This window comes from Alteromonas aestuariivivens (assembly GCF_003367475.1).
Taxonomy (GTDB): domain Bacteria; phylum Pseudomonadota; class Gammaproteobacteria; order Enterobacterales; family Alteromonadaceae; genus Alteromonas; species Alteromonas aestuariivivens.
In genome coordinates, this window is record NZ_QRHA01000007.1 from 90,865 (window position 1) to 112,441 (window position 21,577).

17 protein-coding genes and 3 tRNA genes are annotated in these 21,577 nt (G+C 50.2%); 14 read left to right on the forward strand and 6 right to left on the reverse strand.

Annotated features, from left to right (window positions below):
- The first annotated feature begins 61 nt into the window (after positions 1-61).
- Positions 62-2,083 (forward strand): methyl-accepting chemotaxis protein, encoded by a 2,022-nt coding sequence (locus tag DXV75_RS10770; RefSeq protein WP_115593433.1) that lies wholly within the window; start codon positions 62-64, stop codon positions 2,081-2,083.
- 345 nt (positions 2,084-2,428) lie between these two features.
- Positions 2,429-4,456: a hypothetical protein gene (locus DXV75_RS10775; protein ID WP_115593434.1), complete on the forward strand. Its 2,028-nt coding sequence runs from the start codon at positions 2,429-2,431 to the stop codon at positions 4,454-4,456.
- A gap of 28 nt (positions 4,457-4,484) precedes the next feature.
- Here the strand turns inward: DXV75_RS10775 and DXV75_RS10780 are convergent, their stop codons facing one another.
- Positions 4,485-5,438 (reverse strand): hydrogen peroxide-inducible genes activator, encoded by a 954-nt coding sequence (locus tag DXV75_RS10780; protein WP_115593435.1) that lies wholly within the window; start codon positions 5,436-5,438, stop codon positions 4,485-4,487.
- A gap of 148 nt (positions 5,439-5,586) precedes the next feature.
- On the opposite strand from DXV75_RS10780, the gene DXV75_RS10785 reads away from it, so the two are divergent.
- The 3 genes from DXV75_RS10785 (at position 5,587) to DXV75_RS10795 (ending at position 8,762) form a co-directional block, all read left to right on the forward strand.
- Positions 5,587-6,228 (forward strand): carbonic anhydrase, encoded by a 642-nt coding sequence (locus DXV75_RS10785; protein WP_115593436.1) that lies wholly within the window; start codon positions 5,587-5,589, stop codon positions 6,226-6,228.
- A gap of 206 nt (positions 6,229-6,434) precedes the next feature.
- Complete coding sequence (locus DXV75_RS10790) at positions 6,435-7,079, forward strand: carbonic anhydrase (protein ID WP_115593437.1); 645 nt, start codon at positions 6,435-6,437, stop codon at positions 7,077-7,079.
- Positions 7,080-7,112: 33 nt separating this feature from the next.
- Complete coding sequence (locus DXV75_RS10795) at positions 7,113-8,762, forward strand: SulP family inorganic anion transporter (RefSeq protein WP_181898404.1); 1,650 nt, start codon at positions 7,113-7,115, stop codon at positions 8,760-8,762.
- 36 nt (positions 8,763-8,798) lie between these two features.
- Here DXV75_RS10795 and DXV75_RS10800 read toward each other — a convergent pair whose 3' ends face one another.
- Entirely contained in the window at positions 8,799-9,995 is a 1,197-nt protein-coding gene (locus tag DXV75_RS10800; RefSeq protein ID WP_115593438.1) for a GNAT family N-acetyltransferase, read from the reverse strand.
- On the opposite strand from DXV75_RS10800, the gene DXV75_RS10805 reads away from it, so the two are divergent.
- The 9 genes from DXV75_RS10805 to DXV75_RS10845 all read left to right on the forward strand — a co-directional run bounded on the left by DXV75_RS10805 (position 9,990) and on the right by DXV75_RS10845 (position 17,876).
- The gene (locus DXV75_RS10805) at positions 9,990-10,529 is read left to right on the forward strand and encodes a regulatory protein RecX (RefSeq protein WP_245953177.1); all 540 of its coding nucleotides are present in this window, start codon (positions 9,990-9,992) and stop codon (positions 10,527-10,529) included. The two genes, DXV75_RS10800 and DXV75_RS10805, sit on opposite strands and share 6 nt — an antisense overlap.
- Positions 10,530-10,690: 161 nt before the next feature.
- Positions 10,691-13,288 carry an alanine--tRNA ligase gene (alaS, locus tag DXV75_RS10810; RefSeq protein ID WP_115593439.1) on the forward strand — a complete coding sequence of 866 codons (2,598 nt, stop codon included), beginning with the start codon at positions 10,691-10,693 and terminating at the stop codon, positions 13,286-13,288.
- A 136-nt stretch (positions 13,289-13,424) separates the two neighbouring features.
- The gene (gene csrA / locus DXV75_RS10815; RefSeq protein WP_115593440.1) at positions 13,425-13,622 is read left to right on the forward strand and encodes a carbon storage regulator CsrA; all 198 of its coding nucleotides are present in this window, start codon (positions 13,425-13,427) and stop codon (positions 13,620-13,622) included.
- 420 nt (positions 13,623-14,042) lie between these two features.
- Positions 14,043-14,133 (forward strand) — tRNA-Ser (locus tag DXV75_RS10820).
- Positions 14,134-14,171: 38 nt separating this feature from the next.
- Positions 14,172-14,248 (forward strand) — tRNA-Arg (locus tag DXV75_RS10825).
- Between the two features lie 47 nt (positions 14,249-14,295).
- Positions 14,296-14,372 (forward strand) — tRNA-Arg (locus DXV75_RS10830).
- Positions 14,373-14,652: 280 nt separating this feature from the next.
- Positions 14,653-14,919 (forward strand): OadG family protein, encoded by a 267-nt coding sequence (locus DXV75_RS10835; RefSeq protein ID WP_115593441.1) that lies wholly within the window; start codon positions 14,653-14,655, stop codon positions 14,917-14,919.
- An 18-nt stretch (positions 14,920-14,937) separates the two neighbouring features.
- Positions 14,938-16,743 carry a sodium-extruding oxaloacetate decarboxylase subunit alpha gene (gene oadA, locus DXV75_RS10840; protein WP_115593442.1) on the forward strand — a complete coding sequence of 602 codons (1,806 nt, stop codon included), beginning with the start codon at positions 14,938-14,940 and terminating at the stop codon, positions 16,741-16,743.
- 5 nt (positions 16,744-16,748) lie between these two features.
- Positions 16,749-17,876 (forward strand): sodium ion-translocating decarboxylase subunit beta, encoded by a 1,128-nt coding sequence (locus DXV75_RS10845; protein WP_115593443.1) that lies wholly within the window; start codon positions 16,749-16,751, stop codon positions 17,874-17,876.
- Here DXV75_RS10845 and DXV75_RS10850 read toward each other — a convergent pair.
- The 4 genes from DXV75_RS10850 to DXV75_RS10865 are packed head-to-tail and all read right to left on the reverse strand — an operon-like array spanning position 17,873 to position 21,570.
- The gene (locus tag DXV75_RS10850; RefSeq protein WP_115593444.1) at positions 17,873-18,679 is read right to left on the reverse strand and encodes an ATP-binding cassette domain-containing protein; all 807 of its coding nucleotides are present in this window, start codon (positions 18,677-18,679) and stop codon (positions 17,873-17,875) included. The two genes, DXV75_RS10845 and DXV75_RS10850, sit on opposite strands and share 4 nt — an antisense overlap.
- Positions 18,676-19,671 (reverse strand): peptide ABC transporter ATP-binding protein, encoded by a 996-nt coding sequence (locus DXV75_RS10855; RefSeq protein ID WP_115593445.1) that lies wholly within the window; start codon positions 19,669-19,671, stop codon positions 18,676-18,678. Before DXV75_RS10855 ends, DXV75_RS10850 begins: the two co-directional genes overlap by 4 nt.
- On the reverse strand, positions 19,671-20,564 hold the full coding sequence (locus DXV75_RS10860) for an ABC transporter permease subunit (RefSeq protein ID WP_115593446.1): 894 nt from the start codon (positions 20,562-20,564) through the stop codon (positions 19,671-19,673). The genes DXV75_RS10855 and DXV75_RS10860 overlap by 1 nt, the downstream gene beginning before the upstream one ends.
- Complete coding sequence (locus tag DXV75_RS10865) at positions 20,551-21,570, reverse strand: ABC transporter permease (RefSeq protein WP_181898405.1); 1,020 nt, start codon at positions 21,568-21,570, stop codon at positions 20,551-20,553. The genes DXV75_RS10860 and DXV75_RS10865 overlap by 14 nt, the downstream gene beginning before the upstream one ends.
- Positions 21,571-21,577: the final 7 nt, after the last annotated feature.

Consider the following 21,577-nt stretch of genomic DNA (forward strand, 5'->3'; position numbering starts at 1 on the left):
AGAGCAACTTGGCGACAGGCCGACGCAAGAGTTGCCGCAGCAAAAAATACCGGGTAGTAATATGAAGTCTCTGAGTCTCCAGCAGAAATTTTTACTTATCGTCGGTGGCAGCACCGCCATCCTGCTAGTACTTACCGCTATCGGTGTTGTCAGTTTTATTGGCAACCAGACCCGTCAGCAAGTTGAAAATGAAGTGCAGGCACTGGTTAACCAGGAAGCCGGTGCGGTGGAGCGATTTTTTAATGGTTACGGCGGCACAGCCAAGGGATTCCTGAGCAGCCCCTTTGTTCAGAATTTTTTCGCAGCCAATCATCGTCGTGGCGCCCCCGAGTCTCAGATAGAGGATATTGGCGAAGTTTATAAAGTATTTACCAATATCAGTTCGGCGGATGAAAACATCAAGTCAGCATTTTTTGGGTCGGCGATCACAGGGGAATATTTCTTTGAAGACGGTCGGGTAGGTGTGGACGAGACCGGCCCTGACGCAGGCGACCCCAAAAAAGGATATTTTACCACTGAGCGCCCGTGGTTTAACACCGCCGTACAGACCGGAGAGCTTTACGTTACACCTCCGGCAGTGGACTCTCAGGACGGCAGTGTATCTGCGGTGGTGCAGGGGCCGGTATACCGGGAAGGCAAACTGATAGGGGTTGGTGGGGTCGATATTCTCATCAGTACCATTGGTGAAGTCATCGACAGCATTCAGTACAAAGGGCAGGGGACGGCGTTTTTGGTCGACTCCGAGCAAAAAATCGTTTACTTCCCAAGCAAGCAGGCCGAGCTGCCATTGAGCACCGAACTGTCCAGCTTTGATCAGCGATTTGACCATACCCAGGGGTTTGCCGAACTTAGCCGCAAGATAGCCCAGCGGCCCTATGGTCTGCAGGCGCTGGAATGGAATGGTCAGCCCCATGTAGTGGTATTCAAACACGCCACTCTGACGTCGCCAAAAATGGATTGGACACTGGCCGTTCTCATCCCTGAATCGGTGATCAGCGATCCTATATTCGATGCGATCACATCAGCTATTCTGGCATCGGCCGTAATCATTGCACTGATAATGCTGATTACCTGGTGGGCAACTAAACGCATTACTTCTCCATTGCTTACGATGAGGCTGGCGATGGCGGATATTGCCAGTGGCAATGGCGATCTGACTCAGCGGCTTGTCGTTCAGACTTCTGATGAGATCGGTCAACTGGCTGCCGAATTTAATCGCTTTACTGACCGCTTACGCAGTTTGCTCCAGCAAACCAGCCGGCATACCCAGGCCGTGGCGGAAGCATCTGCGCATTTGCGCGAGGTCTCACAGAATTCCAATACAGAAATACAACAGGAGCGGCATCTGATCGACAATGTTTCTTCTGCCGTAACGCAAATGGCAGCAACGGTTGTGGAAATTTCCAACAACGCGGCGGAGTCGAGTAAAGCGGCTACAGATGCCGAATCACGGGTGCACGAAGGCAAGGCTATTGCAGGCGACGCGATGGCGGAAATCCGTGGCCTCGCCAAGTCCATTCATGACGGCGTGGAGTTGGTCAGCGGCCTAAGTGAAGAATCCGAGAACATCGGTGCAGTAATCGATGTTATCAATAGTATTGCCGATCAAACCAATCTGTTGGCTCTGAACGCTGCTATCGAAGCTGCCAGGGCGGGTGAACTGGGCAGGGGCTTTGCGGTGGTAGCCGATGAAGTCCGTTCCCTTGCCAGCCGCACCCAGGATTCAACTGATGACATTCGCAAGATGGTAGAGCGTCTGCAATCCATGGCTCTCAGAACCGACAGTATGATGCAGCAGGGACGCGATCAGTCACTGCGGGTGGTGGAGAAAACCGAAAGCGTAGTGGAATCTCTGGAGCAAATTAATACCGGTATCAGTACCGTTCAGGCTCAAAGCAGCCATATTGCGCTGGCAACGGAGCAACAAACCATTGCAGCAGAAGAAATTCACAGCTCTCTAGTTACCATCAGCGGGCTGAGTGACAAAACCAGCCAAAACGCAGAAGCTTTGGCGGTAGAAGCTACGCAGCTAAGCGGGGTATCTTCTGAGCTCAAGGAGCTGGTGAGCCAGTTCAAAATCTGATTGTTTAACTCTTGCGGCCGGGAAGGTAGCGCCCCCGGTCAACTTCCTTCACTCCCGATAGCAGAAAATGGATTCGATTTTCCGCAGACAATCTTCCTGCCGTCACCAGCCTTACCTGAAAATCTTCGGCCCACGGTGTGTAATGCGAGAGGCTTAGTCGGCAGTTTGGATTATTCCGCATGCGCCGAGTGCCTTGAAAATGTTCGCCTGTCCGCTTTGTGGTATGTGAGTTTTATGTTTTGTAGGTTAATATTAATTAAATTAAATGTTATTGTAATATTAATTGAGTGTTGCGGCGCTCAATGTTGAATGAAAGCAATAGACCTACACGACTGAGGCTAGAATATGAAAAGTACGATTTTTGGAGTGGTGGCACTCGCTTGTTTGAATCTGCAGACAGTTGCGCACGCGGAGTTGGTTCGTCCAAACCTGCCAGCCCCTATCAGTTCAAACTTTAAAAATTCACTGATATACACTGCACAGGTAAAGCAAGGCAGCGGAAGCTGGCAGACACTCTACGTCAAACGGACGGAGTCTCAGGATGAGTTGATGAGTTCCAATAACGGCGGTATTTACAAAAACCGACAGTTTCATTTTACCCCCCTTTCGTTTGACCCTGCTGAGGGGGCTCTGACCATACGGATTACCAAGGACCCGCAGGATATTCCGGAATCGGTTTCCTCAAATGCGAGTAACGTCGAGGTAGTAAATGCCGATTCAGGTCCGGTATTTATTGACGCCAATACGGTGGAATTTACTCTGAATGAACCCAAGTATGTGATGGTGAATTTTGACGTTAATAGCAACAAAAACGTGAATTCCGCCAACGGACTCTCGGTTATCAAATATCCATTGGCGATATTTGCAGACCCCGACGACAGCGATCTTGTTGAACCCGTTGCTTCTTCAGGTCAGACCAAGCTGGTTTATTCCAGCACCGTCACTCATCAGCAGATGCAGGACGCTGACATTATCGTGTTTAGAGGGGGATTCCACGATGTTAAAAATCACCCTGCTGCGGGGGCCATTCCGGCCAATAATAATAAAATAATCTGGCTGCACCCTGAGGCCCTGGTTACAGGGCACATAGAGCGAGCGGGCGGCGGACTGGGTGATGATACCCTCATTTACGGGCGCGGTGTTTTGTATCAGGGCGACTTTCGTAATGATCCCAGTAATCCCTCTGTTGGTCCTTATTGGTCACCGAACTGGAAAAACGTCGTGCCTGTGCCGGATATGTTTGAAGCTATCATTGCGGGGGATCGGGCCACCATCCGGGGGATCATCGTTGCCGATACCATGTGGCATGGTATTGTTACCCGCACCGATTCGACCATTTCCCGCGTCAAACTTTGGGGCTGGCACGGTAATAACGACGCGTTCCGTCCCAGTGACGGCTCTCTGGTTGAATACAATTTTATGCGCGCGGTGGATGATGCCTTATACAGCAAAGACATAACGGTGAACAATAACCTGATTTACCAAAGCTACAATGGCGCCGTGCTGACCTGTGGTTGGGAGAATGTAGAAGATTCCGGCGGTACAGTTTTCAACAACAATATTATTTATCGTCCGGAATGGGGTGGTCTGGGTGAAAACAATGGCATTATGGTTTCGCAAATTGGGCCTTACGCCGAATGTAAAGACATCACTTTCAACAATACACAAATATACGGTGATATAGCGGGTATCACCAATCTCAAGGAATCCAGCCGATTGAGTCAGGCTAATTACGACCCGGCCAAGCACCAGGGGGTGCCTGGGATCCGTAACATTACCTTTAATAACACCACCCTTAATGGCAACCTGTTCGATAAAAGCCGTATTGACCCAACGTCAAATATCGTAATTGAGAATGTCGAATTTAATAATCTGGTGGTGACGGGGTATCAGTCGGGACCCGTGGATAACAGCGATCGTGCTTCACTGTTTGATGGCAGCGGTGCACAGGACGATACGGTACTGAATCTGTTCACCGGAATTCCTTCCGGCCCTCAGTTTCTTACTCATGGAGTAGCAAGTGAACGCTTACGTTACCGATCGTCAACCGATGACTTCATTCTGGATTCCGGGGTGGGCACCTGGTTTCAGTGGGATGTGATCCCCGTTGGCAACGGCTGGTTCCGGCTGGAGCATTTGCCAACCGGGAAAGTTCTGGGGTCTGCCAACGATACCGATGTCGTGCATCTTGCCAATACGACCACGGGTGACACCGTAGAGTGGATGTATCAGGACGAAGGTGAATGGGGGCGCCTGATTCATCGCAAGACCGGGCTTCGCATGCACATGCAGGAGGACGATACGCGGTTTATTCTGGGCTCCAACAGCTGGGAAGGAAACCGCACCAAATGGAAATTTGAAGCTGCAAACTAGCTGCCCGCCTTCAGTCGGTGTAATGCTCTTACACCGACGACATATCTGTGACCATCACTGAACTGGACAGCTTATCCTGGGTGATTTGCCGAATCAGGCTCGCCAGTTCGCGAAAAAACGTTCTGGCCGGGGCGGTATTCCGCCACGCCAGCAAATGCTGCCGGACAATCGGCATATCGGCCAGTTCGCATACGTGAAGTGCCTCAGGGTCGTGCAGTTCAGAATGCACGTATAAGCCGGGTAAGAACGCCACGCCCATGCCCATAACCACCATTTGACGCAAAGTATCCAGACTTGTGCCTTCATAGTCGCGGTCGATTTTTACGCCCAATTGGGTACATATTTCCTGTACCTGATAGTGAAAGTGATGGCGATCTTCCAGTGTGAGCACCTTTTCCCCGCGAATTTTCTCCGGATCAATATAACTGTCACCGGCCAACGGGTGGTCTGAGGGCATAACAAATTTTAACGGCTCCAGAAACAAAGGTTGTACCTGGATCTGGCTGCTTTTGCTGGATAAAGGTGACAGAATTAAATCATATTCACCGGCCAACAGACCTTGCTGAAGGTTGGCCGGCGCCGCCTCCCGTACATAGAATTTCAGCCCGGGCTTCAGACGGTGAATTTCGGGTAAAATATGTGGCAGAAGATAGGGGCCCAGAGTGGGTGGTATGCCGAGCCGGTAGGTGGTATTTTCACCTTCTGATAACGAGCGCGCTTCTTCTATGAATCGTAATGAGGCACCGAGCATGTCTTCGGCACTATGCAGTAAAGCCTGACCCTGCGGAGACAAAAATGTTCCGGAGCGTGAACGTTCAAACAGGGTCAGCCCGAGGCTGGTTTCCAGCGCATTGATTTGGGCAGTTAGTGTGGGTTGGCTTATGCCAAGTAGTTGCGCGGCCCGGCGAAAATTGAGGTGTTTTGCTACGGTCATAAAGTAGCGAATTTGATTTAGTGATGGCATTTTGCCGGTGTGTTGCATTACGAGGACCTCATATACTCGGAGGGTAAGTATCACTTTAATAGCTAAAGGCTATCACCAATATGCAATAAAATCTATAAAGCTATCAGAGGGGCCATCTATAAAAATTGAAGGTGCTCGCCCTCAAAACTAACTCGAGGAAAAGTGTATGGACCATGTAATCACTGGCGTAAGCAAGTTTCAAAAAGATGTCTATCCAGGCAAAAAAGCGGCCTTTCAGAAACTTGCCAGTGGCCAAAACCCTGAGGTGTTGTTTATTACCTGTTCAGACTCGCGGATTGATCCAAATCTGGTTACCCAGACTGAGCCTGGCGAGTTGTTCATATGTCGTAATGCCGGCAACATAGTGCCGCCGCACAGCAACCAGACCGGAGGTATGACAGCGTCTATTGAGTTTGCCGTAGCCGCTCTGGGCGTGAAGCACATTGTGCTATGCGGGCATACTGACTGTGGCGCTATGAAAGGCGCGCTGGACCCGGATTCTCTGGAGGGTTTACCACACGTGAAAGAATGGCTGGGCCATTGCCGCAGTGCCACCGAAGTACTGCGTGAAAAGCATGGTGAACTGGGGTGTCAGCACCTGGAAGCATTGACTCAGGAGAATGTACTGCAGCAGTTACAACATCTTAAAACCCACCCTGCAGTCGCCGCAAAACTGGCCACCGGGCAGGTTCAGTTGCATGGCTGGGTGTATGACATTGGAACTGGAAAAATGCTTTGTTTCAGTGACCAAAGTAATGGATTTGAAGCCATGGAAAGTGTTTACAAAGAAGGTAAACTTCGCACTTAGTGACTTTTCTGTTCGCAATTTTTTGCAACGAAGGTGGCAGGATTACCCTGCCAGACAAATTTTTGACTCGAATCCCACCCTTGTAGTGATCAATTTGATAGTTAAATGCTATCTCGACAATGTATATTTTTCTATAAATCTATCAGAGACACTGATGTTCAATCGAATCTTAAACTTATGTTAACAATTATAATTTCGGAGGTTCCATGGAACATGTCATTTCTGGCGTCGCTAAATTCCAAGAGGAAGTGTTTCCAGGCAAGAAGGCTACATTCGCGAAGCTTGCAAACGGCCAAAGCCCGGAAGTCTTGTTTATCACCTGTGCTGATTCTCGTATCGACCCGAATCTGGTAACCCAGACAGGCCCGGGTGATTTGTTTATCTGCCGTAACGCGGGCAACATTGTACCGCCACACAGCAACCAGACCGGAGGCATGACAGCTTCCATTGAGTTTGCTGTTGCGGCTCTGGGTGTGAGTCACATAGTGGTGTGCGGGCATACCGACTGTGGTGCGATGAAAGGTGCGCTTAACCCTCAGGGACTGGATGCATTGCCACATGTTAAAGAATGGCTGGGTCACTGCCGGGTTGCCACTGAAGTGGTGAAAGAGCGTTGTGGTGAACTGAATCATTCCCACCTGGATGAGGTAACCCGTGAAAACGTGGTTCAACAACTTCAGCACCTGCGTACTCACCCTGCGGTGGCGGCCAAGATTGCCACTGGTCAGGTAAAACTGCATGGCTGGGTTTATGACATCGAGAAAGGCGAAATTCTATGCTTCGATGAAGCTTCTCAAAGTTTCAACCCGATGGACGAGGTTTATGCGAAGCAGCAACTTGCTTCTGCTTAGTTCTGCATTGCATTCCAAATCAGGAGAAGGTTCATGATGAAATTGGATTTGTCCAATCTGCGTGGTGACATTACCGGTGGGGTAACCGCCGGCGTTGTCGCCTTGCCGCTGGCTCTGGCGTTGGGCGTCGCCTCAGGTCTGGGCCCTATGGCTGGCCTTTATGGTGCTATCGCAGTAGGTTTTTTTGCTGCATTGTTTGGCGGAACGCCATCCCAGATTTCTGGCCCCACCGGCCCCATGGTGGTGGTTCTGGCAGGCTTGTTTGCCAGCTTGTCAGGTGATGCTTCGCTGATATTCACGGCTGTAATGTTGGCCGGATTATTTCAGATTCTGTTTGGCTTCCTGGGCATCGGTCAATACATCCGACTTGTTCCGTATCCGGTAATATCCGGGTTTATGACCGGTATCGGGGCCATCATAATCATATTGCAGCTCAGCCCATTGCTGGGGCATGACTCACCAAGCGGCACCATAGGTGCTTTAAGCTATTTGCCCACCGCTCTGTCAAATATTGATTATGCGACATTGGGTTTGGGAATTGGCTCATTAATTATTGCCCTGAAGTGGCCTCCAGCTCTGGGTAAATATATACCAGGTCCTCTGGCCGCATTGATCATCGGCACTCTTGTCGCACTGACAATGTCAAATATACCGGTTCTGGGAGACATTCCAACAGGGCTTCCTAGCCTGCATATGCCAGTGTTTGAACAGTCTATGTTCTGGTTGGTGCTGGAAGCAGCGTTTATTTTGGCACTGCTGGGGGCGATAGACAGCCTGCTGACCTCTCTGGTAGCCGATAACATGACCCGAACCCGTCATGACAGTAAAAAGGAATTGATTGGTCAGGGGATCGGCAACACCGTAGCTGGCCTGATTGGCGGCATTGCCGGCGCCGGGGCGACCATGCGTACTGTGGTGAATATCCGCAGTGGAGGTAAGCAGCGCTTGTCGGGAATGATCCACGCTCTGGTTCTGCTGGCGGTGGTTCTGGGGTTGAGCCCTCTGGCGGCCAATATCCCTCATGCGGTACTGGCGGGCATTTTGGTGAAAGTGGGTCTGGACATCATCGACTGGAGTTACATTAAGCGCGCTCACCAAGGGCCTCGTTGGGATTTTGCCTTGATGGTTCTTGTGCTGGGTCTTACCGTATTTGTTGACTTGATTACCGCTGTTGGCGTTGGTGTTGTGCTTGCGGCCTTGGCTTACGTGAGACAGGTTGCACATCTTCAAATTGAAGAACTGAAGAAAATTCCAGAAACGCTCAATGATCCGGAAGAAAATGCTCTGCTTGCCAAAGCCAAGGGCAAGGTCAACATCTTCAGTTTTGGCGGCCCTTTAAGCTTTGGAGCGGCCGCAGACCTTGGTCACCATGTGCGGGAGAAAGTGAAACCGGGCTCTCAAGTTCTGATACTGGACTTTGCCAGAGTACCGGCCATGGATGTTTCAGCGGCGATGGCAGTGGAAAATGTCACAGCCGATGCCATTGCTGCAGGTCGCACACTGTTTATCTGTGCAGCGAGTAAAGAAGTGCAGCAAGTGCTCGACGGTATTAACGCACATCAGTCCGGGGTTCAGGTTTTTGAAACGCGTCATCAGGCGTTGCACAAAGCCCTGGAGGTGATTGACTCAAAGAAGTCGGATAAAGCCAGCGCCGTTAGCGGTGAAATGGCTCAGGCCTCATAATACTTTTTCAAGTTAAGTCCCAAAGGCCACTTCAACTCAGAAGTGGCCTTTTTTGTTTTCGGGGCTCGATATCAACTGAGCGCGAAAAGTTGCATTAAATGGCAAAACATTATGTGCCTGATGATAGTAATTGGTTATAACCGGGGCTTCCCTATCCAAAAATTCACCGACTGCTGCGTCGAATTCAGAAGCAAACAATCGGTGGAGTGAGCAACAATAGATGGGCTCAAAACCACGCAGTATCTTGTGCTCACCCTGTGTTCCCGGGTTGAACAGGGGAATGCGGTTTTCTATCGCAAATTCAATACCCTGAAAGTAACAACATTCAAAATGCAATCCATTGACGTCTCTTAGGCTCCCCCAGTACCGACCGTAAAGTCCCTTGTCGTCATAAAGAAACAGGGCACTGGCAACGGGCACATCGCCCTGACGCGCAATAACCAGCATCAGCCGGTTTTTCAGGGTTTTCAGCAAGTGTTCAAAGAACTCCTGATTTAGGTAACCGGTATGGCCACTGCGTTTTAAATAGGTTTGTTGATAGCAGCTCAGAAAAAATGCCATGTCCTGCGGGCGAATCTGCCCGTCGCCCCGTCGTTCAATGCAAATACCACTGGCCTGTAGGAATTGACGGGATTTGCGGATGTCTTTGCGCTTCCTTGAGGTCAATGCGGATAAGAACCCATCGAAGTCGGTGTAATCGTAGTTGTGCCACTGGAACTGCACACTCCATCTGGCCCGATACCCAGCGTGACAGGCATTGTGTCGTTCAAAATCCTGTGCGAACAACAGGTGGCAGGATGATGCGCCAAATTGTTCAAGGCGACCTGCCTGTTCAAGTAATTTCTCCACAATGATCTGTTTGTCAGCGTTGGGGTGAATCAGCATTCTGGGGCCGGTTACAGGCGTGAAAGGAACGGCTGAAATCCACTTTGGATAATAGTTCAGCCCATGATGATGATACGCGTTGGCCCAGCTGTGATCGAACACGTATTCGCCGTAACTGTCTGACTTCAGGTAGCCCGGCATGGCGCCGACCAAAGTTCCGTGACGATGTACGGTAATAAAATGAGGTTGCCAACCGGTGGTGCCGCCGACACAGCCACAGGTTTCAAGCCCGTTTAAAAACGAATATTGTAGAAATGGTCCACAGTGTTGCGCCAGAGCTTGCCATTGATCTTGTGGGATAGGGGCAATGCCAGCGCTGAAGTTAGTCAGGTATTCGCTCGTTTGCATAGAAGATCCGTTGCGATAAATGCCCGTTTGTCCGAAGATGGCCGGTTGCAGGTATTTAGACTGATTCCAGCCAAGGGCATTACCATGTCAGATTCCAATCGAAAAATCATTATTGACGCAATTACCCGTATGCTCGCACGGCGGGAGCACAGTGCGGTTGAAATTATTCGCAAGCTCGCTGACAAGGGCATAGGAGAGCAGGACAGCCGGGGGGCCGTTGAAGAGTTTCGCAGCGCTGGTATTCAGAGTGATTACCGATTTGCGGAAATGAAAATTCGCGCCGCGTACAACAAAGGGCAGGGACCGCAAAGGATAATAGGTGAATTGGCGCAACATAAAATCAGCGGTGATTGTATCAAAATGGCAATGGATGAATTAAGCCTAGACTGGTTTGCCTTGGCTGCTCGGGTCAGGGAAAAAAAGTTTGGTGAACAACTGCCAGAGGATTTCAGGCAACGTCAAAAACAGCAGCAGTTTTTGCAGTATCGGGGCTTTAGTTCAGAACACATTCAGGAAGCGGTAAATGGTGACTAAAATCAACCCAATCCCTTAACAATACCGTATATTCCATGCTATCGTTGCGCCCTTCCGGAAGGTATGTCCGGCCGAATGCCAAAGCGGGCTCAGGCTGAATCGAACGCCGAATCGGAATCAACATCTATTGTGACTGTTTGAAATAGGAAGTTAGGATCTCAATGACATTATCAACTGCTGACATTCGCCAAAAGTTCATCGATTATTTCAAGACACATGGCCATCAGCCAGTGGCAAGTTCATCGCTGGTACCCGCAGATGATCCTACCCTGTTGTTTACCAACGCCGGTATGAACCAGTTTAAAGATGTGTTCCTTGGCAGCGAAAAGCGCTCCTATAGCCGGGCGGTATCATCGCAGCGCTGCGTGCGCGCCGGTGGCAAGCACAATGACCTGGAAAATGTGGGTTATACCGCACGTCACCATACCTTTTTCGAAATGCTGGGTAACTTCAGCTTTGGTGATTACTTTAAAAAGGAAGCGATTGAATTTTCTTGGAATTTCCTGACCCAGGAATTAAAGCTGCCCAAAGACAAGTTGCTGGTTACCGTATTCGCAGAAGACGACGAAGCGTTCGATATCTGGGAAAAACACATTGGTGTTCCCAAAGAAAAAATTATCCGTATCAATACCTCAGATAACTTCTGGTCAATGGGCGATACCGGCCCCTGTGGCCCCTGTTCTGAGATATTTTACGACCACGGTGCGCATATCTGGGGAGGCCCTCCCGGTACTCCGGAAGAAGATGGCGATCGCTTTATTGAGATCTGGAACCTGGTTTTCATGCAGTTCAACAAGCAGTCTGATGGCACCATGGAACCCTTGCCCAAGCCGTCTATCGATACCGGCATGGGGCTTGAGCGTATTTCTGCAATCATGCAAAACGTGCACAGCAACTATGAAATTGATCTGTTCCAGAACCTGATCAAAGCTGCTGCTGATGTAGTAGGCACCACTGATCTTGAAGACAAATCCCTGCGGGTGATTGCGGATCATATCCGTTCCTGCGGATTTTTGGTGTGTGATGGCGTAATGCCAAGCAATGAAGGCCGTGGCTACGTGCTGAGACGCATTATTCGCCGGGCTGTACGCCATGGCTATAAACTGGGCGCCAGTGACATTTTCTTCTACAAACTGGTGGCAGCTCTGTGTAATGAAATGGGCCAGGCCTACCCGGAACTGGTTGATCAACAACCGGTGATTGAAAAAGTATTGCGCGTTGAAGAAGAGCAGTTCAGTAAGACCCTTGCCCGCGGTATGGCGATGTTGAACGACACACTGGCCGGCCTTGAAGGCGACACTGTACCTGGCGACGTTGTGTTTAAACTTTATGATACCTATGGTTTTCCGGTTGACCTTACCAATGACGTTGCCCGTGAACAGGATTTGAAGATTGATGAAGCCGGATTTGAGGCGGCCATGCAGGCTCAGCGTGAACGGGCACAGCAAGCCAGCCAGTTCGGAACCAATTACAATGAAATGCTCCGCATCGACCAGCAGACCGAGTTTACGGGTTACAGTGGAGTGGAAGGGCAAGGTAAGGTTGTCGAGCTGATTTTTGACAACCAGTTATGTGACAGCCTTCAGGATGGTCAGGAAGGTGTTGTGGTGCTTGACCAGACTCCGTTTTATGCAGAATCCGGCGGTCAGATTGGTGACAAGGGCATTCTGAAAGTTGCCAATGGTGAGTTTGCGGTCACCGATACCCAAAAGATGGGTAACGCTTTTGCTCACAGAGGGAGAGTTATCGGTGAAATTCGCAAAGGTGAAACGGTAACCGCGACGGTGGATGCATCAAACCGTGATGCAATTAAAAAGAACCATAGCGCAACCCACTTGTTGCATGCCGCGCTGCGGGAAATTCTGGGTGAACACGTTACCCAGAAAGGCTCTTTGGTGGAAGCGTCTCGAATGCGTTTTGACTTTTCCCATTTTGAAGGGGTTACCGCTGATCAGTTGCAGCACATTGAAGCACGGGTTAACGAGGAAATTCGTGCGAACCACCAGTTAAATACTGAACTGATGGAGTTGGATGAAGCCAAGGCCTCGGGTGCCATGGCCCTGTTTGGTGAAAAATACGATGAGAAGGTTCGGGTTGTGACCATGGGCAACTTCTCGGTTGAGCTGTGCGGGGGAACTCACGTAGCCCGTACCGGTGAAATTGGCCTTTTCAAGATCATTGCTGAAAGTGGTATTGCTTCGGGCGTGCGCCGCATAGAGGCAATAACCGGTGAAGCTGCCGTTGCCTACGTCCAAAGCCAGCAAAGCCTGTTGAACAGGCTTGGTGGTTTGTTAAAAACGGATGCTCAGGGGCTTTACGAACGCGTTTGCGGCTTGCAGACACAAAACAAAGAACTGGAAAAAGCGCTCAATAGCGCCAAGCAAAAACTGGTTAGCCAGCAGGGCGCTGACATGCTCAGCCAGGCAAAGGACATCAATGGCGTGAAGGTTCTGGTTGCCCAGTTGGAGGGTGTCGAGGCCAAAGCGCTGCGTGGCATGATGGACGACTTAAAAAACCGGATTGGTGAAGGCGTACTGGTGCTGGGAGTTGCTGCAGATGGAAAAGTTAATCTGATTGCCGGTGTAACCCAGGGTCTCACCAATAAGGTGAAAGCGGGTGAGCTGGTGAATATGGTTGCCGCCCAGGTGGGTGGAAAAGGTGGTGGTCGGCCCGATATGGCGCAAGCTGGCGGTGATTCTCCAGAAAATCTGGCTTCTGCCCTTGAGTCTGTTACCCCTTGGTTGGCAGATAAGCTATAATCCTCTCTGTGTTAATAAACGGTGAGTCTTTGAAGTGACACAAAGACAGGGAATCACTGTTGCCAGCACCGGGTCGTGCCGGTGGACTGGCGGGAATCAAGGGATATGTTCTTAAGTAAGGATCAGGAGCAAGCGAATGCTTATATTGACTCGTCGTGTTGGTGAAACTCTTATGGTTGGTGACGATGTAACCGTGACTGTACTTGGAGTGAAGGGGAATCAGGTGCGTATTGGAGTAAACGCTCCAAAGGAAGTCTCAGTCCACCGGGAAGAAATTTATATGCGCATCCAGGCGGAGAAGAGTGGCCAGCCTGGCAGCCCAGATAAAGAGTAACCAAAACGTTAGTAAAGGCTGGTTTGTACCAGCCTTTTTTAGTTTCAGCATCAAACTGCCAATTGTGAAGAGTGTTGTGCTGAGCTGAGACGGAAATTTACCCATCTACCATTTTCACACCTTTACTGTGCTCATACATGAATTCCATGACTCATGGGGTTAGTTTGGTACTGGCTTGGTGTTTTTTTGCCCTATTGTCTAAAATGCCGTCAGGTGTGCTTAATTCTGCTAAAAAAGGTTTGACTTCCCTGAGCGAATCATTAAACTGCGGCTCCACGTTAAGGAGAGGTCTCCGAGCGGATTAAAACGCTCCCGAGCTAAGGGAGAGTAGGGTTTCAGGCTCTATGGAAGTTATAATCTAAATACGCTCAAAGCGTAAACGAAGCTCTCTGATACGTTGTCAAACGTTAAGTTTGTTCCGGAGAGGTGGGTGAGTGGCTGAAACCAGTTCCCTGCTAAGGAACCATACCTATTACTGGTATCGAGGGTTCGAATCCCTCCCTCTCCGCCATTTGATTTCGTTGGCGTGGCAACCAACATAAGTTTTGCGCGTGCGTAGCTCAGCTGGATAGAGTACCTGGCTACGAACCAGGCGGTCGGAGGTTCGAATCCTTCCGCACGCGCCACTTAATTTTTGCCACCTTTTACACTAAACTGTAAAAGTACGTTTTATGCGTGTGTAGCTCAGCTGGATAGAGTACCTGGCTACGAACCAGGCGGTCGGAGGTTCGAATCCTTCCACACGCGCCATTTACAGAAAAGGCTCACCATCAGGTGGGCCTTTTTTGTGCTCGCCCTTTCGACGGTTTGTTGTGATATCTCCCGGAAGGCTATTGCCTGATACCCTGTCAAGACAACAAAGATCAACAGGCCCCGACCATTTCTTACTGTTTTTGCATAAACACCATTAATTATGAAAATTAATTCACTCATAATGGTTTTTTATTCAGTTTGGCGGGGCTCGGAGTTGTGTTTTCCCTGCTCACATGTTACTTATCTACATCTCAAAATTGCTTGAACGGAAATTGGCATGGCAGCAGAATCCATTAACGACTTGCTCTTCGAAGCCGGAACACTTCTGGTGGTGGGCATGTGTGTTGTATTTGCGTTTTTAGGGCTGCTCATTGTTGGCATAAACCTTATCGCATGGTTCTGCCGCAAGTTTCCCGGTCAGGAACCTCAAACGCCGCTTAGAGCGTCAAAGCCAAAATCACCTTCGACAGATCACGGATTGAGCGATCACGTTGTCGCTGCCATCAGTGCAGCAGTGCACTCGCATCATAAAAAGAACCAATAGAACACACTAGGAGTTACCATGTCCAAGCCTAAGGCACAGCCACTGGCCCTAACTGAATTGGTCCTGCGCGATGCACACCAGTCTTTACTGGCTACCAGAATGCGCCTGGAAGATATGCTTCCTGTCGCTGAAAAACTGGATAAGGTTGGGTATTGGTCCATTGAGTCCTGGGGGGGCGCTACCTTTGATGCCTGTATTCGTTATTTGGGTGAAGACCCGTGGGAGCGAATTCGGGCGCTTAAAAAGGCAATGCCGAACACCAGACAGCAAATGCTTCTGCGGGGTCAAAATCTGCTGGGCTATCGCCATTATGCAGACGATGTAGTAACACGATTTGTAGAGCGGGCTCACGACAACGGGGTTGACGTATTTCGAATTTTCGATGCCATGAATGATGTGCGCAATCTGGAAACCGCAGTGAAAGCTGCAGTGAACTGTGGCGCCCATGCCCAGGGGACCATCTCCTACACAGTAAGCCCGGTACACAGTGTGGATTCCTGGGTGGATTTGGGCAAACAGCTCGAAGACATGGGCGTTCATTCCATATGCATAAAAGATATGGCCGGATTGCTTAAGCCATACGACTGTGAGGAGCTGGTAACTCGTCTGAAAGCATCGGTGGATGTGCCGATTGCCATGCAGTGTCACGCCACCACAGGCTTGAGTACCGCAACGTATCAGAAGGCCATTGATGCCGGCATTGACATGCTGGATACGGCGATTTCATCAATGAGTATGACCTACGGCCATTCCGCGACTGAGACCATCGTATCCATTCTTGAGGGCACAGAGCGGGATACCGGTTTATCTTTGCCGGAACTGGAAAACATTGCCGGATACTTCCGCGAAGTACGTAAAAAGTACAGTCAGTTTGAAGGTAGCCTGAAAGGTGTGGATGCCCGAATTCTGTTGGCTCAGGTACCCGGAGGTATGTTGACCAACATGGAGAATCAGCTGAAGGAACAGGGCGCATCTGAAAAGTTTGACGAGGTGTTGCAGGAAATTCCCAGAGTGCGTGAAGATCTGGGTTACATTCCGCTTGTTACCCCTACATCCCAAATTGTTGGTACCCAAGCAGTGCTGAATGTACTCACCGGGGAGCGATACAAAAGCATTACCAAGGAAACCGCAGGGGTGCTCAAAGGCGAGTATGGTGCGACGGCTACCGCGGTGAATGCTGAACTGCAAAAACGCGTGCTGGATGGCGAAGAGCCGGTAACCTGTCGCCCGGCAGACTTGTTAAAGCCAGAGTTGCAGACGCTGTCTGAAGAGCTGGAGCAACTTGCAGCGGATAAAGGCATTCGTCTTGCCAGCGAGAAGGTGGATGACGTTCTGACCTACGCCCTGTTTCCACAGGTCGGTCTCAAATTTCTGCAAAACAGAGACAATCCTGATGCGTTTGAGCCAGCCCCCGGTACCCAGCAACCTGAACCAGTAGAGCAGACCAAGGGCCAAACTGTGAGCCAGTCCGGCTCTGCGGTTTATGATGTTAAGGTAGACGGTAAAATCTACAGCGTGGAAGTTGGGGCATCCGGCACCTTAAGTGGTATAACCCCGCAAACCGCGCCGCCAGTTTCACAGAGCACACCCGAGCAACACACCGGTTCCGTTGGTGCAACCATTGATGCTCCATTGGCAGGTACAGTATTTAAAGTACTGGTAGCTGAAGGTGACAGTGTAGCCAACGGTGACGTTGTGATGATTCTGGAAGCGATGAAAATGGAAACCGAGATCCGCAGTGCCTATGACGGTATCGTCAGCAGTGTGCTGGTCGCCGAAGGTGCTGCCGTTACCAGTGGTCAGTCACTGATCGAACTGGGGTAGCGGGTATGGAAAAGATTCTTGTTCTGTGGGACAGCACAGCGCTGGCTCATTTTCAGCCCGGCCAACTGGTCATGATGGCGGTAGGGTGCCTGTTGCTCTTCCTTGCTATCGTCAAAAAGTTTGAGCCCCTTCTGCTGTTGCCGATTGGGTTTGGTGCATTACTGACCAATATTCCGCTGGCCGGATTTTCCGAAGCCGGCGGGCTGTTGTATTACATTTACAAGGTGGGTATTGATACTGGCGTTTTTCCACTGCTGATTTTTATGGGAGTGGGCGCCATGACAGACTTTGGTGCACTGATAGCAAATCCCAAAATGTTGTTGCTGGGCGCCGCTGCTCAGTTTGGGATCTTTACTACGTTGTTTGGGGCAATTGCGCTTAATTTTGTCCCCGGCTTCGAATTTACCCTCAAAGACGCCAGCGCCATTGCCATTATTGGTGGTGCGGACGGGCCAACAGCAATATTTCTTGCTTCCCGGCTTGCTCCTGAATTACTGGGTGCAATTGCTGTGGCGGCCTATTCGTATATGGCATTGGTACCCATTATTCAGCCACCTATTATGAAAGCGTTAACGTCTAAAGAGGAACGGCAAATTCAAATGGCGCAGCTTCGGCATGTATCAATGCGGGAAAAAATCATCTTTCCGCTTGCCGTGCTGTTTATGACCATTCTGTTTTTGCCCTCCGCGACCCCCTTGGTAGGAATGTTCTGCCTGGGTAATCTGATGAAAGAATGTGGCGTGGTAGACAGGCTCAGTAAGACTGCTCAAAACGAATTGATAAATGTGGTAACCATTTTTCTTGGTTTGGCGGTGGGCTCCAAGTTATCGGCTGAGAAATTTCTCACCGTTGAAACACTCGGCATACTGGCTCTTGGCGCTATCGCTTTTGCAATAGGTACTGCTGCAGGGGTATTAATGGCAAAACTGATGAACAGGATCAGCGGTGGTATTAATCCGCTGATAGGCGCTGCGGGCGTATCCGCGGTGCCCATGGCGGCAAGGGTCGTGAACAAGGTTGGGCTGGAAGCCAATCCGCATAACTTTTTGCTGATGCACGCAATGGGACCCAATGTGGCGGGTGTCCTTGGGTCGGCAGTTGCAGCCGGTATTCTGCTTTCGCTGGTTGGTTAGCGAAGGGTCTGTTGTGGAACCAAAGACTGATAAGACAAAATCAGCTTTTTGGTCATCGGATGCTGAGGCCATCGAAAGATGGTCTCGGTTTTCCCGGATTCTACAATCTGACCGTTTTCCATGACTATCACCTTGTCAGCCAGGTGACGGACGATACCGAGGTTGTGGGAAATAAAAATGAATGCCAGGCCCAGTTCTTTTTGCAGTTGCAGGATCAAATTGACTGTCTGTGAGCGTATGGATGGGTCAAGCGCTGCAAAAGGCTCATCGGCAACCAGAATTTTGGGTTGAAGAATAATGGCCCTGGCCAGTGCAACACGCTGCTGCTGGCCGTCAGAGAGCATGTGGCGGTAAAAAAAGTAATGCTCTCTTAGCAGACCCACCTTAACCAATGTATTTTCAATCAGCTGTTTGCACTCCACCTCGTCCAGATTGGTGTTCAGCCTTAATGGTTCGTTCAATATTTTCCCAACAGTGATCCCTGGGTTCATCGCTTCACTGCTGTGCTGAAATATCATGCGGATGTCATTGCTGCGATGGTGGCTTTTGGGTGATGGAGTCTGGGCAGCATTGTAGCGCTGGCTGTTGAGACAAATTTCGCCGCTGTCGGCGGCAATGGTGCCTACCAGCATTTTAGCCAGCAGTGACTTGCCAGCACGGTTTTCTCCGATGATAGCGACTGTTTCGCCTCTTTGTACAGACAGTTCGATGGGCCCCAGACGAAATATTTCCGGTTTTTTGAGCCAGCGTTTTTTACGGCTGTGTTCAAACACCAGGTCGGAAACCCGCATGACCTCGTTCATAGTTTCTCCATGTGCAACGGGAAATGGCACGAGTAATTGTGATCATGTATGCGTCGTACCACCGGCGTTATAACGCAATCCCTCTGTGCCCGCGGGCAGCGGGGCCCAAGCCGGCAGCCAATCGGAAGATGTTGCAGCGTTGGGATGGTTCCGGGTAACGTGGGCAGTGTCGACTTGGGTGGCAAATCGTTACGAAAGCTCGGTGCACTGTCAAGTAAGGCCTTGGTATAAGGATGAAGGGGGCGTTTGCGCAGATGCTTCATATTGCCGGATTCCACGGTCTGGCCACAGTACAGTACAGTCATGGTATGGGACATACTCGCAATGGCCAGCAAATCATGGCTGACAAACAGAATCGCCAGCGCTTTTGTTTGATTCAAACGGGTAAACAGTTTGAGCAACTGAGTTTTGGTGGTGGTTTCCATACCACGGGTTGGATCGTCGGCGATCAATAATTTGGGCTGGGATATCAGTGCCATGGCAATCATGAACTTTTGACCGATATCCGTTGAAATCTGGTGTGGGTAGGCACTCAGGTATTGCTGGTGTTGTTTTATACCCACTTTATGCAGAGTGCTGATGGCGGTGCTGCGCCGGCTTTGCTTTCGTTGCCAGAACCAGGAACCCTCGACAAATTCATCGGGGATACTTTCCTCGAGTTGTTCTCCAAGCGTGGCAGACGGGTCCAGTGCCGATATGGGGTGCTGAAAGACCACAGCGATATCTCTTCGCATAACTTCCCTGCGTTCGGCAGAGGACATGCTGAGCAGGCTTTGGCCCTGCCAACTCATACGGTCAGCAGTAATGTGCCAGTTAGACGGTAACGAGCCGCTGATGGCTGAAACGATCAGGCTCTTTCCCGAGCCTGATTCACCTACCAATGCCCGAATCTCACTGCTGTTGACGGTAAGGCTTACTTTGTCCAAAGCTTTTACTCTGCTGGTCCCGGTATCAATTTCCAGCGTCAGGTTTTTTATGTCCAGCATCGGCATTATCGGCTCAACCTTTTTCTGAGGGCAGACCGCAAGCCGTCTCCCACTACATTAATTGAAAGTACAATGAGGAAAATCGCCAGCCCGGGCAGAGCTACGTTCCAGGGAGCCAGGTACGCTACATCCAGCCCGTCAGCCAGTATTGCACCTAATTCCGGTAGCGGTGGTTGAGCGCCAAGATTTAAAAAACCCAGTGCTGAAATGTCGATAACCGCAATCGACAGCGCAAGTGTCCCCTGAACCACCAGCATTTCAATCATATTTGGGAGTATGGAGTGAAAAAACAGTTGCCAGTGATTTGCTCCATCCAGCTTGGAAGCCAGAATGTATTCCTTCTTCATTTCATTACGCACGAAAGAACGGGTGTGGTGAATGAATTGTGGAGTCAGTGCCAGTGTTATGGCCCACATGCTGTTTACCAGGCCGGTACCGAGTATGGCAACTATGATGATCGCGATAAGCAGGGTAGGGATTGCCATCAGGGCATCCAGAAGGTGGTTTACGATGCTTGAACGCACGCCCCGCAGCATACCGGCAATGGTGCCAATTGTTACGCCTGTCATTAATGCAACCAGGACCAGAAGCAGGCTGCTTCCCAGAGTGACCCGGCAGCCGTAAACAATGCGTGAGAACAGATCCCTTCCCAGTGAGTCGGTACCGAACAGGTGTGAGATGGTACCGTTCATGTTCCAGCTGGGCGGGATCATCAAAGCATCAATATTCTGTGCAATGGGATCATAGGGGGCGACTAACGGAGCAAAAAGGGCAAAACAGACAAACAGACCTAAGATAAACAGGCCAATAAACGCGGCGTGACTTGTCCTGAACTCCCGCCAGGTCTGTTGCCAGGGAGAGGGCTGGAATTCTTCTTCGTAGAGACTAAACTGTGGCACGTTCGAATTTTTCCCTGCTTGGATCAATCAATCGGTTAATCAAATCGATGGTAATGGTCAGAGTAATGACTACCGACGATACAGCCAGCATACCTATTCTCAATGCAGGGTAGTCACGCTGATAGATGGCCTGGATCAGCCAGTTACCAATGCCTGGCCATGAAAATAAGGTTTCCACAATCATTGCGTTGGTGATCAGTGTCGTAATTTGCATCGCCATTAGAGGTAAAATTGGCAGCAGCGCATTTCTCAGAATGTGACGGAAAAATATCTGCCACTTGGAAAGCCCACGCGAACGCGCCGCAGTGATGTATGGGCGATTGAGTACGTCAATCACCGAACGGCGGGTAAGCCTGATCATGGCTGCGGTGCTTATCAGGGCAATCGAAAGTGTGGGCAGTAACAGGTGGTGTAATGCGTCGGTAAATGCCAGCTTTCTATTAATGCCATCGGCCAGCAGAATATCCAGCAACACGAACCCGGTGCGATGTGGGACGTCAAACAGCAAGCTGACTCTCCCGGACAAGGGGGCCACGCCCAATTCCAGGCTAAAGACCAGAATAAACACCAGGGCCAGCCAGAAAACCGGAAAAGAGTAACTCAGTATGCTGCCGGTATTAATGGCATAGTCTGCCGTGGAGTAGCTGCGTAGGCCTGCATAGCAACCTAATGGAACACCAACAATAACTGCAATCAGCATTGCATAGGCACTGAGTTCTATGGTGGCCGGCAACGCGATGGCCACTTCATTTCTAAGCGGTAAACCCGATATGAAACTGTAGCCCCAGTTACCGGTGACTAACTGCTGTAAGTAAAAAGCAAACTGGACGATATAAGGCTGATCCAGCCTGTATTGTTGAATCAGGGCGCTTCGCTGAATGTCGTTTTGTGGGGTGATCCCGGTAAGATTAACCAGTACGTCCCCCGGAAACAGATAAGCGAGTGAAAATGACAACGCAGCCAGAACCAGCAAGGTCAGGACAAACAGTGTGGTATATCTAATCATTGCGCTT